This is a genomic window from Actinoplanes sp. NPDC021490, assembly GCF_055562135.1.
Genome location: NZ_JBVHFW010000007.1, coordinates 41,516 through 55,110, shown reverse-complemented (window position 1 = coordinate 55,110; position 13,595 = coordinate 41,516). Strand labels below are relative to the sequence as shown.

The 13,595-nt window shown below is 70.3% G+C and carries 12 protein-coding genes; 1 reads left to right on the top strand and 11 read right to left on the bottom strand.

Annotated elements, in window-relative coordinates; all coding sequences use genetic code 11:
- The first annotated feature begins 381 nt into the window (after positions 1-381).
- Entirely contained in the window at positions 382-2,709 is a 2,328-nt protein-coding gene (locus tag ACZ3I4_RS20305; RefSeq protein WP_465383512.1) for an ATP-binding protein, read from the top strand.
- On the opposite strand, the gene ACZ3I4_RS20300 is transcribed toward ACZ3I4_RS20305, so the two are convergent.
- The 11 genes from ACZ3I4_RS20300 to ACZ3I4_RS20250 form a co-directional block, all read right to left on the bottom strand.
- Positions 2,689-3,903, bottom strand: coding sequence for an MFS transporter (locus tag ACZ3I4_RS20300; RefSeq protein WP_465383511.1), 1,215 nt, complete (start codon positions 3,901-3,903; stop codon positions 2,689-2,691). The genes ACZ3I4_RS20305 and ACZ3I4_RS20300 overlap by 21 nt on opposite strands.
- Complete coding sequence (locus ACZ3I4_RS20295; RefSeq protein WP_465383510.1) at positions 3,900-5,150, bottom strand: ATP-grasp domain-containing protein; 1,251 nt, start codon at positions 5,148-5,150, stop codon at positions 3,900-3,902. The genes ACZ3I4_RS20300 and ACZ3I4_RS20295 overlap by 4 nt, the downstream gene beginning before the upstream one ends.
- Positions 5,147-6,157: an isopenicillin N synthase family dioxygenase gene (locus ACZ3I4_RS20290; RefSeq protein WP_465383509.1), complete on the bottom strand. Its 1,011-nt coding sequence runs from the start codon at positions 6,155-6,157 to the stop codon at positions 5,147-5,149. The genes ACZ3I4_RS20295 and ACZ3I4_RS20290 overlap by 4 nt, the downstream gene beginning before the upstream one ends.
- Before the next feature lie 25 nt (positions 6,158-6,182).
- Entirely contained in the window at positions 6,183-6,770 is a 588-nt protein-coding gene (gene folE, locus ACZ3I4_RS20285; protein ID WP_465383508.1) for a GTP cyclohydrolase I, read from the bottom strand.
- A gap of 3 nt (positions 6,771-6,773) precedes the next feature.
- Positions 6,774-7,532, bottom strand: coding sequence for a 7-carboxy-7-deazaguanine synthase QueE (locus tag ACZ3I4_RS20280; protein WP_465383507.1), 759 nt, complete (start codon positions 7,530-7,532; stop codon positions 6,774-6,776).
- Between the two features lie 33 nt (positions 7,533-7,565).
- A complete protein-coding gene (locus ACZ3I4_RS20275) occupies positions 7,566-7,931 on the bottom strand; it encodes a 6-pyruvoyl trahydropterin synthase family protein (protein WP_465383506.1) in 366 nt (121 codons plus the stop codon).
- Positions 7,928-8,608: a 7-cyano-7-deazaguanine synthase gene (locus ACZ3I4_RS20270; RefSeq protein WP_465383505.1), complete on the bottom strand. Its 681-nt coding sequence runs from the start codon at positions 8,606-8,608 to the stop codon at positions 7,928-7,930. The genes ACZ3I4_RS20275 and ACZ3I4_RS20270 overlap by 4 nt, the downstream gene beginning before the upstream one ends.
- Positions 8,605-9,852 carry an ATP-grasp domain-containing protein gene (locus ACZ3I4_RS20265; RefSeq protein WP_465383504.1) on the bottom strand — a complete coding sequence of 416 codons (1,248 nt, stop codon included), beginning with the start codon at positions 9,850-9,852 and terminating at the stop codon, positions 8,605-8,607. Before ACZ3I4_RS20265 ends, ACZ3I4_RS20270 begins: the two co-directional genes overlap by 4 nt.
- The gene (locus ACZ3I4_RS20260) at positions 9,849-11,363 is read right to left on the bottom strand and encodes a Rieske 2Fe-2S domain-containing protein (protein WP_465383503.1); all 1,515 of its coding nucleotides are present in this window, start codon (positions 11,361-11,363) and stop codon (positions 9,849-9,851) included. Before ACZ3I4_RS20260 ends, ACZ3I4_RS20265 begins: the two co-directional genes overlap by 4 nt.
- Positions 11,364-11,568: 205 nt before the next feature.
- Positions 11,569-11,754 carry a hypothetical protein gene (locus ACZ3I4_RS20255; RefSeq protein WP_465383502.1) on the bottom strand — a complete coding sequence of 62 codons (186 nt, stop codon included), beginning with the start codon at positions 11,752-11,754 and terminating at the stop codon, positions 11,569-11,571.
- A 115-nt stretch (positions 11,755-11,869) separates the two neighbouring features.
- The gene (locus ACZ3I4_RS20250; RefSeq protein WP_465383501.1) at positions 11,870-13,525 is read right to left on the bottom strand and encodes a glycosyltransferase family 2 protein; all 1,656 of its coding nucleotides are present in this window, start codon (positions 13,523-13,525) and stop codon (positions 11,870-11,872) included.
- Positions 13,526-13,595: the final 70 nt, after the last annotated feature.

Genomic DNA, 13,595 nt, shown 5'->3' with positions numbered 1-13,595 from the left:
CCACAGGAGACAGCGCGACGAGAACGGCTCACTGCATGGCGCGCTGACCGAGATTACCGAGTCTGAGACCGTCGGCCTTGGAGCGCAGTCGTGCGGCTGATCTTGTTGCTCCCGGCGTTCTTCGACCTGTGACTCTCACGAACGTGGTCTTCATAGCCAGGCAGACGAAGCCGACAGGCTCCTGAAGTCCAGGGTTCACCAGCTCCTGCAGCTCCACGTGATGACGCGGTGGAGCGGAGGCCGGGCAGATGCTCCTCCGAGCGATCGTAAACCATTTTTACATGTTCGAAACGTTGCTCCAGGGGAAAGACGTACCTACCCTTATGGCCCTTATGGGTGGCATTTCCGCAGTTCGCGGGCCGTGGACGGAGGACCTCGAACGTGGACGGACTCGGACGCTGCGCCGACTGCGGGCGCGGGATCTCCTCTGTCTCCGCGAAGTACTGCCGCAACGCCTGCCGGCAACGGGCCTATCGACGGCGGCAGGAGGCGGGCGGCGTCGCCGACCCGTCCGGTCGCCGGGGCGAGAGCTTCGTCGGGCGCGCGGACGATGTGAAGCGGCTGACCGCTCTGCTGCGGGTCGAGCGCATGGTCACCGTCGTCGGCGTCGCGGGCGCCGGCAAGTCAAGGCTCGTGCGGGAGGTTCTCCGGGAGGAGACCGTGGGCGGGGGCGGGCCGCGGCACTGCGTCGATCTCCGTGACGGTGGCGAGGCCCTGGACAGCATCCGGGATGTCGAACATGGAGTGTTGTTCCTCGACAACACCGACCATCGGTCCGCGGCCCTCGCCCATCGGCTCGCATATCTGCTGGCCCGGCATCCGCGGCTGAAGGTCGTCAGTGCCGGCCGGGAGGCGTGGGGCCTACCGGGAGAGGTGCGCTACTCGGTGGAAGGCCTGGCTTTGCCAGATCCTGACAACGTTGTCACCCGGCTGCATGCGATGCCGGACTCGGTACGCCTGTTCATCGATCGCAGCACCGCGTACGAGGGTTTCACCGCGAACGACGACAACCTCGCGCTCATCGACGCGATCTGCGTACGGCTGGCGGGCTTGCCGTTGCTGATCGAGTTCGCCGCCCGGCTCACCAGATCGCTGTCGCTCGTCGAGATCGCCGAGCACGCGTGTGGTGACCTGAGGCTGCTCAGCGGCGGCTGGCACGGCGACGACCCGCGGCACCGCTCCTGGCGGGCCGCCCTGGAGACAAGCCACGATGCGCTCTCCCCCGACGAGCGGCTTACCCTGCGCCGCATCTCCGTCCACGTCGGCTCGTTCGACGCACACGCCGCGCATGCCGTGCTGCGTGACCGGATGTCGCATCCGGAGGTCGTCGCGGCACTCGTCCGGCTGCACGACAAGTCGCTGGTCAGCGTCGCTTTCCCGGCCTCCGGGACGGTTCCGGCCCAGTTCCGGCTGCTGGAGCCGGTGCGGTTGTTCGCACGCGCGACGCTGACCGTCGCCGGCGAGGACCAGATTGCCGGCGAACTGCTCACCGACTGGGTGCTGGAGGAGACCACGGACATCTGCACGCCGTATCTCCCGGCCGAGGAGCAGGTGCGGCGGCTGGACCCGGTGGCCGGCCGGATCAGGCCCGTGCTGGCCGACCTGCTGGCCCGGCAGGACCCCCGCGGCGCCCGGCTGTGCGCGGCGTGGACGGCCTTCGGCATGGAGACCGACGAGAAGTTCAGCGACGCCGTCGGCCAGTTCGCGGCCACTACGCCCGCCGGCCGGGAGCACGGCTGGGCGGTGGATCTGACGATCGCCCGGCTGGCGACGCTGCGCGGGGACCACGAGGCAGCCGTGCGGTGGCTGCAGGACGCCGCCCGGCGGGCCACGGAACGAGGGCGCACCGCTCCGCCGACCCGTCGCCTGTTCCTCGAGCTGGGCGTGGCGTGCGAGCTCGCCGACCTGGAGAGCGCCGGGCACGAGGCGATCCAGAACTGCCTGGCGCTCAGCTGGGACGCGGGCGACGAGGTGATGGCGGCGGCCTGTTACGGCCGCCTGGCCCGGCACCGGCTTCGCGGCGGCGACACCGAGGCCGCCATGTATCTCCTCGGGCGGGCGTTGCCGCCGCTGGCCGCGCGACGTCCCGCGGTTCATCTCGCGGCGGCGCTCAACGTGCTTGGCGCACTGGCCCTGGAACGCGACGACGCGCCGGCCGCCGCGCAGCACTTCGTGGACGCGCTACGGGAGGCCGATCCGCGCAGCGGCACGGCGGCCGAGAGCGTGATCGGCATGGCGCTGTGCGCGGCCGGCACCGCGAACCCGCGGCGGACGGTCCGCCTGCTCGCCGCCGGTGGTGCCGAGACGCCGGGATCGACCGTCATCCGGCGGTGGATGAGCCGGATCGACCAGGCGCTGGCCACCGCGCGGTGCTCGCTCGGCGAGCGCGACACGCGCGAATGTCACCGGGCCGGCGCCGCCATGCGCCGGCCCCAGGCGGTGGCGTACGCGTTGCAAAGGTGCGCCGGCGTCCCCGCCGAGCCGGCATCGCAGCAGCTCAGTGACCGCGAGTGGCAGGTCGTGACAATGCTGTCGCGCGGGCTGACCAACCGGGAGATCGCCGCACGGCTGTTCCTGTCGGTCCGCACGATCGAGGCGCACGTACGCACGATCCGCCGGAAGGTCGGCCTCCGCTCGCGGACCGAGATAGCCACCTGGGCGGTTCTGCGCGATCCCCCGCTCCCCGGGTCATCGGCCGGGGGTGGCTGACCGGCCTGGCGCCGGCGCGTGGGCGCGGGCGGCGAAAACCGCGGCCAGCAACGCGATCGGCGGTACGGCCAGCAACGCGGTGGTGCTGCCGGCCGCGGTCGCCAGGTGGGCGGCGAGCGCCGCTCCGGCCGCGCCGCCGGCCTGGCCGAGGCTGCTGAGCCAGGCCATCGTCTCGGTGACCTGACCGGGCGGCGCGAGATTGCCGCCGATCGTGAACAACGCGCCGAAGGTGGAGCCGACCACGATCCCGGCGACCGGAGCGGCCAGCAGCACGGTCAGCGGAGTCCCCCGGGTCGCCAGCGCGAGCAGGGCCGCGGCCAGGGCGAAGCCGCAGAGCAGGGCCGGCACGGCGTACCGGCGCGACAGCAGGTGCGGCACGGCGCCGAGCGCCAGGCTGCCCAGCAGGCTTCCGACCGACATCGCGCCCAGGTAGAGGCCGGTGAACAGCGGCGCCCCTTGTTGCACGGCGAACACCGGCAGGACGACGTCCACCGCGGTGATCCCCACCAGATAAAGGGTGTAGGCGGCGAACAGGCGGCGCAGGGGGGCCGAGGCCAGCGGTCCGAGCCAGTGCGCGGCGCGGTCCGCCGACGCGGGGAACGGCAGGCCCAGCAGGAGCGCCACGGCCAGCGTCAGCAGGACTGCGACGACCGCGAACGGCGCCACCGGGCTGACCGCGACGCTCAGCCAGCCGGCCAGCACCGGCCCGGCCACCAGCGCCGCGCCGGTCATCGTCGCGTCCAGGGCCATCGCGGTGGGCAGGGTGCGCGCACCGGTGCCGGCGTGCCAGATCGACCGCATCATGATGCCCACCGGCGGCGCCATCGCACCGGCGGCCACCGCGGCGGCCACCGGCAGCACCGCCGGTCCGTGCGCCCGCACGCTCAGTACCAGCAGCAACAGCGCGCCGAGATAGCCGGTCAGGCAGGTGAGCAGGATCGGGGCGGGGCGGTGCCGGTCGACCAGCCGGCCGCGTACCGGATCGGTCATGCCCTGGCCGATCGCCAGGCCGCCGACGGCCAGGCCAGCCAGGCCGTAGGAATAGCGGGGCCCGACCAGCAGCAGCACGCTCAGGCTCAGGACGGCGGGCGGCAGCTTCGCCGCGAGGCCGGCCACCACGATCCGCCGGAAACGGGGTACCCCCAGCAGATCGCGGTAGCCGGCGAGCGCGGCACGGGGCGCGGTGTCGGTCACCCGGCCGCTTCCCGGCGGATCTCCAGACGGACGAGTTGCCGGAGCTCGGCCAGCACCCGCTCGACCGACTGCTGATCCGGGCCGGACACCCAGGCGCCGAGCGGGATCGTCTTGTCGTCGCGGGTGACGGGCACGTGATCGCCGGGCTGACAGTCGACCAGCACCTTGTCGACGCCGCGATGCGCGCGCATCGCGTCCAGCCCGTGGATCGCGACCAGCGTTCCCGGGGCCTCGTCGTTGCGGATGGCGATGGCGCCGAACACCGCCCGCCGGTTGATCGGCTTGTCCATGATCGCGGGCCGGCCGCCGAGATAGCACTCGATCGCATCGTGATACGGGCGGATGTCGGTGTAGGTGGTCCACTGATCGGTCGCCGGGCCGCCCGGCAGCCGGCCTCCGATCTCCATCAGGAACACGCCGTCGGTGGAGACCTTCACCTCGGTGTGGCTCGGTCCCCGGCGCATCCCGTACGCCCTCAGCACCTCGGTCACGTAGGCGGCGACCCGGTCCCAGTCCGGGTCGTCCGGCAGCGCCTCGACGTTGTCGTAGAGCGGGAAGTCGTAGTCGCGGCCGTCGGGTTGCCGGTATTCCCACATGTCGATGACCCGATGCTCGCCGGCGCCGCTGAAGCAGTTGACGGCGAGCTCGCGGCCCCGCACATACTGTTCGACCAGCCAGTCGGTGATCGGCCAGCCGAACAGGTCGGTGGTCTCGGAGATCGCGAATCCGGCCGCGGCGGCGGCGTCGGGGATCAGCGTGACGCCGTGCGCGCCGGAGCTGGTGCCGGGCTTGACGATGGCCGGGAAGCCCACCGCCGCGGCCGCGGCGGGCACCTCGGCCGCGCTGTGTACCACCCGGTAGGCCGGTATCCGCAGGCCTGCGGCGGCTGCCCGCTCGCGCATCGCGGCCTTGTCGCGCCGCGCCCGGGCCAGCGTCACGTCGTTGCCGGGCAGCCCGAGCTCGTGTGCGATCAGGTCGGCCAGGTAGACCGCCGACTCCCAGGCGGGGACCACAGCGACGATCTCGTATCCGGTCGCGGCGAGCGCGGCGACGGCCTCGGCGGGGTCCGACGTGTGCAGGGACCGGTCGTCGCCGTCGCGGTGGTCCGGGAACCGGGAGTTCAGCTCTCCCGGCTCCACCGTGTAGAGAGAGACGACGGCCAGCCCCAGATCCCGGGCCGCCTTCTTGTAGGGCAGACCGGTCTTGAGCGGATCGACGAGCAGGATCGCCGGCGCGGCGGCGGTCACCGGGTGCCGGCCAGCAGCTCGGGGTGGTGGGCGGCGATGACCTCCGGGAACGCGCGGATCATTCCCTTCATGACGTTCTCGCCGTAACCGGCGAACAGCGGGTTGGCGGGATCGACGACCACGCCGTCGGCGGCGTTCACATACGGGCTCGGCAGCGGTCGCATGGTCGCGCCGAGGCGGGGGTTGTAGAAGAAGGGCGCGGAATAGCGGTCGACACCGGGCGCGGGCCGCACCACCCGGTGCACGGTGGCGGACAGGTAGCCACGGGTGGCGACCTCCAGCAGCTCGCCCAGGTTGACCACGAACGCGCCGGGCACGACCGGCACGTCGGCGAAGCGGCCGTCGCCGGTGTCGACCTGCAGGCCGCCCTTGTCGTCCTGCAGCAGCAGCGTCAGCAGCCCGTAGTCCTTGTGCGTGCCGACGCCCTGGCTGCGGCCGATGTCCTCGCCGACCGCCGGACCGGGGTAATGCAACAGCTTGAAGTGCACGTGCGGCTCGGGCGCCACGACGTCGTCCATGAAGTCCACCGGCACCTCGAGCGCCTCGAGGATCAGCTGCAGGAGCCGGTGGGCGACGCCGGTCAGATCGGTCATCCACCGCAACACGATCGGTTGGAGCTCCGGTTGCCCGGTTGGCCACTGGTTGGGTCCGGCGAGCCAGCGGTATGCCGGGCCGTCGGCGGCCGGGTCCGGCGGCGGCAGCTCCGGTCCGACGTCAAGCTGGCGGCGGAAGTCCGGGACGCCGCCGGTCAGCTCGCGGCCGGGCTCGGAATAGCCCCGGAAGTACGGCGACTTGAGCATGCTGATCGCGGCCCGCTGCTCCTCAGGCAGGTCGAAGAACGCCCGGATCGCGGTGAGCAGGTCGTCGGCGCCGGTGACACCGTGGCCGACGAGCTGGAAGAAGCCGATGTCGTGGACCGCGTCCCGCAGCCTGTCCAGGAACGCGTCGCGGTCGGCGCCGGTGCGGTCGGCGTCGCGCAGGTCGATGATCGGGAAGATGTTGGTCATGCCGGCTATCCCTTTCGGTCGGTGCTCAGAGGTCACGGATCAGCCCGAGCAGTTCAGCGCGGGACGCCTCGTCGTCGGTGAACGCGCCGTGGAACGACGTCGTGGTCATCCGGGCGCTGGTCCGGATCCCGCGCATGGTCATGCACAGGTGCTCGCCGCGGCCGATGACCGCCACGTCGGCGGCGCCGGTGATGCGCAGGATGTCCGCGGCGATATCGGCGACCAGACGCTCCTGGACCTGCAACCGGTGCGCGTGCTGCTGGGCGATGCGGGCGAACTTGGACAGGCCCAGGATCTGTTTGGTCGCCCGGTAGGCGATGGTCAGCGTGCAGTTGAACGGCAACAGGTGGTGCTCGCACAGCGACCACACCTCGACGCCGTTGACCAGGACAAGCTGCCCGGAGGTGGTGGTCTCGAACAGGGTCTCGATGGTGCCGGGGTCGTACCGGGTGAACTCGCGCCACCAGCGGGCGAAGCGTTCCGGGGTGCCTTGCAGGCCGTCGCGGTCGAGGTCCTCCCCGATCTCGGTCAGCAGCCGCCGGCCCAGTTCCACCAGCGGATCCGCGTCGCCGTGGGGATGCGGACCCTGTGTGTCGATCTGTTCGTCGAGCATCGTTCAGACACCCCTTCGCGATTCCCAGGCCAGCACGTGCAGCCTGGTGGTGATGTTCCAGCCGCGGTCGATGACGGCGTCGACGAGTTCGCGCAGGCCGGCCGTGACCTGTGCGCTGTTCTGGCCCTCCGGCATCACCCAGACCGAGCGGATGCCGTACCGGGCGACCAGATCGGCGACGTCGTCCAGGTCCCCGCGGTCACGGCAGACGAACTTGAACGTGCTTTCCGGCAGCTCGGCCAGGCGGCGCAGTGCCTCCGGCACGATGCGGCGGTGCTCGGCGTCGCCGGTGTGCGCGAGCTTCGGTGAGACGTTGAACCGGGTCCCGGCCCGTACGAGCCGGTCGTCGGGCACCTTGGTGCCGTTGGTCTCGATCTCCACGTCGACGCCGTGCCCGGTGAGGGTGTCGACGAGCGGGACGAGGTGCCGCTGCTGGCTCATCGGCTCGCCGCCGGAGACGACCAGCAGACCGACCTCGAGGGCCAGGATCCGTTCGGCGACCGTACGGACCGGCATCCGGTGCAGCTCGGCCTTCGGATCGTATTTGACGCCGGACGCGCTGACCCCGGTCCAGTCCCATGTGTACGGCGTGTCGCACCAGTGGCAGGACAGGTTGCATCCGCCCAGCCGGACGAACGCGCACCGCCGGCCCAGGGATCGGCCTTCACCCTGTACGGCCTCAGGTGGGGCCGAAGATCTCGTTGACGACAAGTTCCGGTTCCACTGGGCACCACCTCCTTGCTGTGGTCGGCCCGCACTCATCCGGTACGGGCGTCGGGGGGTGTCGGGCAACGATCAGGGGCGGAACTCGGCCCAGGTCTTGGGTGTCTCGGACACCCGTACGGCGCTCAGTTCCGGATAGACGTCGTCCCACTGCTCGTAGATCCACACCGCGAGGTTCTCCGCGGACGGGTTGGCCTCCTTGACCACGTCGTTGAGGTGCCGGTGGTCCAGCCACTCGTCGATCCAGCCCTTGAACCCGGAGAGGTCGCCGTAGTCGCGCACGAAACCGGTCGGGGTGAGTTCGTCGCGGGCGGCGCTCAGCTCGATCTCCACGACGTAGTTGTGGCCGTGCAGGCGGGCACACTGGTGCCCGTCCGCCAGACCCTCGAGCTGATGGCTGGCCGAGAACGTGAACTGCTTGGTGATGCGTAGCGTCATGCCGGCTCCCTCTGATAGGTGGTCGGATCGTCGATCCCGCTCTCCCGGAAGGCCCTCTGCCGGTCCCAGCAGGACGCGCAGCGCCCGCAGTGCAGCGACTCGCCGCGGAAGCACGTCCACGTCTGCGCCCATGGCACACTCAGCCGCTCGCCGAGCCGGACGACCTCGCTCTTGGGCCGCGACGCGAGCGGCGTGAGCAGCGCCAGCCCCGGAGCGGCGTACCCCTGGGTGGCCAGCCGTTCCATCGCGATGAACGCGGCCAGGAACTCCGGGGTGCTGTCGGGCACCGACCCCACGTCGTCGGCGTTCACCCCGATCGCAACCGAGTCGGCCTTCTCCACCACGGCTATCGCGAACGCGACCGCCAGGATCAGCGCGTTACGGTTCGGCACGATGTTCGGGCTCTCGCCATAACCGGTCCAGGTGCGCTCCGGGACGTCGACCGTGGGGTCGGTCAGCGAGGAGCCACGGAACATCGCGCCGACCGCGCTCAGGTCGGCGATCTGGTGTACGGCGCCGAGGCGGGCGGCCGTGGCGGCGGCGTACGTGTGCTCCTTGCGGTGGCGCTGGCCGTAGTCGACCGACAGCAGGTGCAGTTGGTCGCCGTTGTCCTGCAAGTAATGCGCCATGGTCACCGAATCCATGCCGCCGGAGACCACCGCGATGACCCGGCTCATGACGCCGGCTCCCCGCCGACCAGCGCGTCGCCGCGGACCGTGACCGCGGCCGCCGCCTCGTCGAGGGCTGCGACACACCGCTTCTCGGTGTCCGCGACGGCGGCGACCAGCGCGTACCGCGAGTAGACGTGGTCCTCCGGCGGCAACCGCAGCTCGCTGCCCGGGGCCGCGAGCACCCGCACGTCGCAGATCTCGGGTGGCAGCGCCTGGCGGGCCACGTCGACCGAGCCGACCCGCAGGCCGACGGGTGGGTAGAGGAACCGGATCCCGGCCACGGCCGATGTCGTGGCCCGGGTGTCCGGCACTGCGCCGGCGGCCAGATCGGCGGCGATCAGCGCGGCGTCGCGGCCGGTGGCCAGACCGCCGAGGTATGCGGTGCGGTCACCGCCGACCCGAGCGTTGATCTCCACCACCCGGGGTCCGTCGGCGGTCAGGATCAGTTCGGTGTGCGTGACGGAGTCGGTCAGCCCCAGCGCGGTGTGCGCCGCCTGCACGACACTGAGAACGTGCGGATCGGCCAGCAGCGGATCGTCGCCGTGCACCAGGTGGCCGACGGACTCGAAGCCGGGCGGGTAGCCGAGGGTCTTGTGCGCCACGAACAGCGCGGTGACCCGCCCGTTCCGGCACACCGACTCCACGCTGATCTCGGGACCGTCGAGGAACTCCTCGACCAGCACCGCCTCGTCGTAACCCGGCACAGCGTCGAACCAGATGCGGGTCGCCTCGGCGAACGCCCAGGCCAGCTTGTCCGGACCGGGCACCAACGTCACGCCGTTGCTGGCCGAGAGCGCGCGCGGCTTCACCACCACCGGGTAACCGATGTCCTGAGCGGCCCGCTCGGCGTCCTCGAGTCCGGCGACCGCCACCGACCGCGCTTGCGGCACACCGGCCCGGTGCAGTGCCTGCCGGCCGGCGTACTTGTCCCGGCACGCCCGGACAGCGGACGGCGGGCTGCCCCGGTGCCCGACGGCGGCGGCCAGCAGCGCGGCGGGCTCCACCCGGGTTTCCTCGTACGTGAGGGATCCGGCGAACGGCTCGGGATGAGCCCGTACGGCGTCGGTCATCGTGGCGACATCGAGCGTGTCGAGCACCGTGCAGCCGGTCAGGTAGGGGTCCTCCCAGGACGCCGGCCGAGGGCTGAACAGGTGCAGCCGGTAGCGCGAGGCCATGGAGCGCAGCATGTACTCCCGCCAGACCTGCTCGCCGCTGCCGATCAGCAGCAGCGCCGGTCCGCCGGCCGTCATGCGTCGCCTCCGCTGACGCCGGCGAGCTTGTCGTACTCCCGTTGCAGTTCGTCGGGGCGGCCGGCCTGCACGGAGAAGAGGCCGCCGATGCCGAGCAGCCCGTCACGGCGCCGGGCGGCCAGCTTCTCGGCGAACCGGGCACGCGGCATGCCCTTCGTGTAGAACTCTTTGCTGCGGATCGGCAGTTCGATGGGCGAGTTGACGGCCGGGTCACGGACGGTGCCCGGCGGGTCCTCGCCTCGCGCCACCGCGTCCATGGCGTCGAAGAAACGACGGCGCAGCAGCGTGATGCCGCGATCGGTGCGGCCGAGGTGTTCGGTGGTGCGGTCGGTCACCACGCCCTGCCCGGTCCACGCGGCGAAGTCCTGGTTGGCCGTGTACGACGTCAGCACGCGGCCGGTCTGCGGGTCGGTGAGCGGCCCGTACCAGTACGGGATCGCGTCGTCCTCCTGGACGGTCACCGTGGCGTCGTCCGGCAGCACCGAATACTGCCAGGTCACGTTCATCGTGCGATGCTCGTCGACCGGAACCCGGAACTCGATGGTGTTGCCGGACACCAGCAGATAGGGGTAGAGACTCAGAATTCCGCCGTCCTCCACGTTGCTGGTTCGTGCGTACTCACCGGGCGGCGCATTTTCGGTCTCGATCACCCGGCCGTTGACGAATCCGTATTCGAATTCCAAGAAGTCGATGTCGAGATGGCTCGGCACGTAGTGCGGATCGGCCGGATTCTGCCGCACGGCGTTGCCATTCGAGTGCAGCCATTCAAAATGGACGGGATCCATCGAGTTCTCGTGGCACTGGAACCAATTGCAGGGCAGTTCGGTGACGATGATCTCGACGAATCCGTGGGCCCACCGGAACGGTTCGTAGTTCGGCAGCAGCGGCGCCGGATCAGGGCCCAGGTAGGCCCAGACCAACCCGCCCAGGACCTGCGTCGGGTATGCGGTCAGGCCGGCCTTGTCGCGGAATCCACCAGCCGGCCCCGCCTCCTCGAACGGCTGGTGGGCGCAGTTTCCGGCCGAGTCGAACGCCCAGCCGTGGTAGGCGCAGCGCAGCGTGTCTCCGTCCGTCCAGCCGAAACTCAGGTCGGCATTGCGATGAGGACAGGACCGCGCGATGAGGCCGTGACCGCCCGACCGTTTCCGGAACAACACGAGTTCCTCGCCGAGCAACGTGACCGGCTTGACCGACACGTCCGCGATTTCTTTGGCGGGCGCAATCGGATGCCAATATCGGCGAAGCAGATCACCCATCGGGGTATTCCGGCGCACTTCGGCGAGCAAGGCGTTCTTTTCGGCAGAGAGCATGTCCGGCCCTTCGGCTAGCAGCGTTTCTGTTCCTCCCACGATCCGGGGATCGAGGAGGCCGATAACGCAATGATCTACAACGATGCCGGATATTAAATCGGCGAAACCCGCAGGAACGACCGTAACGGGCCCCTGAGAGCAAACGCGCAGACGCGTTACGGCAGGGCGCACGAGTGCCCCGGCGGACGGGAGAACGTTCAACGCCGCAGCGAGATACCCGGCGAAGACGGACGGAGGGCAGCCGCTCGTGGGCGTGCGGGCTCGACACCGCCCCTGGAGCCGGTCAGCTCACGGCCTCGCCGTCGGGCCGACGGACCGATCGACTTGAACGATTCGGCCCATCAGGCGCGGCGTCTGCTGCTCGAGATCCGCCGCTGGTCAAGGGGGCGTGCGCCTCGGTTGAGTCTTACCGGCGGCCCCGCAGCCGGAGCCGTTGCCGCCACGTCCACGGTTGCAGCAGGACGAGCCCGGCCAGGAACGCAGCGGAGAACCCCGCGAGGAGGACTGCCGACAGTCGCCAGCTCTGGTGGTCGTCGATCCGGTAGACGCCGTTCGGGTCGCCGGCATCACGGGCGGCGATCGCGTCACCCACCTGGGCGCCCGGCGGCAAGCCTCCGTCCAGCTCTACGTCCGTCTTGACGATCTTGCCGTCACCGCTGCGGAAATCTCCGGACCAGCCGCATCGCTGTTTCGGCGGTTCATAGCGGTCACACCCGTTGGGCTCGGTGAGGGTAAGGGTGCCGACAACGCCGTCGCCTCGGTCGGCCCGCACGTCCGGCACCAGCATCAGACCGGCGGCGCAGGCCCCGAGCGCACCGAAGATCACCGCCGAGATCGCCACGACCAGAAGGACGGCGCGCCTTCTGGCCGCCTCGGCGGGCGAGGCACCCACGTCCATCCAGCTTCCCCCCTGACCGTCGACGGTACGCCGGACACGGCGACCGCCTTGCGGTCAGGCGGCCGGGCGCTCCGGAACCGGAGCGGCGACCGGTGCCACCGGCTCCGGCCGGTTGTGCTTGAGCGCCAGGTACGTGCAGAACACCGCGGGCACCGCGATCAACAGCACCGGCAGCACGCTGCCCACCAGCACGGTGGAGATGGCCAGCAGCGCCAGCCCGAAGATGAGCTCGCTGCGGTTGGCGACCAGGGCCTGCCGTAGCGAGACGTGCTGGTCCTCCTTCGGCGTGACCAGGAAGACGGACTTGCCGAACGCGGAGGTCACCGACGACCGGATGCTGATGAACAGCATCGAGCCGTACAGCAGCATGGTGTGCAGTGTGTACCAGATCAGCCGCCGCTTGGGCATGCTGCGCCAGTGGAACACGATGTCGTTGAGCATCGGCGAGCAGGAAGACCGCGGTGGGCAGCAGCATCCACAAGGGGAAGACGATCTGGTAGCCGAGCAGCGGCAGCGCGATCACGTGCAGCACCACGTACAGGGAGAAGATCGCCGTGAGTGGCAGGTTGTAGGTGAACAGGACGATGTCCAGCTTCTCGAACCAGGTCATGCGGGAGCGCAGGATCACGGCGGTGTAGCGCTTGATGAACTCCATGTTGCCCTGGGTCCACTTGGAGTGCCGCTTCTTGAACGCCAGATAGTCGACCGGGTACTCCTCCTCGCAGATCACGTCCGGCGCGAACACGGTGAGGAACCCGGCGTCCCGGGCGGCGATGGAGAAGCACAGGTCCTCCGCGACCACGTGGGGGAAGCCGCCGGCCGCGTCGTAGCAGGTGCGGCTGACCATCGCGCCGTGCCCGAGCAGGGACAGGAAGCCGTACCGGTCCTTCACGGTCTGGTACGCCACCCAGTGCGAGTCCACGCCGATGGAGAACATCCGCATGAACGCGTTGCGGTTGCGGGTGGCCACGTGGTTGGCCTGGACGATGCCGGCGTTGCCGTAGTGCGCGAAGTAGTCGAGGCTGCGGTCGATGTAACCGGGCGGGATGATCTCGTCGCTGTCCAGGATGACGAAGTAGTCGAACTCGGCCGTACGCAGGAAGTTGTTGAGGTTGCCGGCCTTGAAGCCGGCGCGGTCGGCGCGGCGCACCACCCGGACCCCGTGCTCGGCCGCGAAGGCGTCGACCATCGCCAGGTATTCCGGCTTGGTGGAGTCGTCCAGGATCACGACGTCGGTGTTGTCGTACCGCTGGCGCATGCTGCGGGCCAGGCTGTCCGCGGAGAAGTCGTTACAGGTGCAGTACACGAGCACGACGCGTGGCGGCGCACCGTCGGGCCGGCGCGGCACCGGGCTGGCCTTCCGTGCCGCCACCACGTGGTAGTAGAGCGTGTAGACGATGTCCTTCGTGCCGTTCAGCCAGAAGTACGCGATGAACACGGCGCTCGCTACCACCAGCGTGAGCACCGGCCAGCCGGCGTCGGCCGCCTGGACGGCCTGGTGGCACGAGGTGGGAACGAGCAGGGCCAGGAGGGCA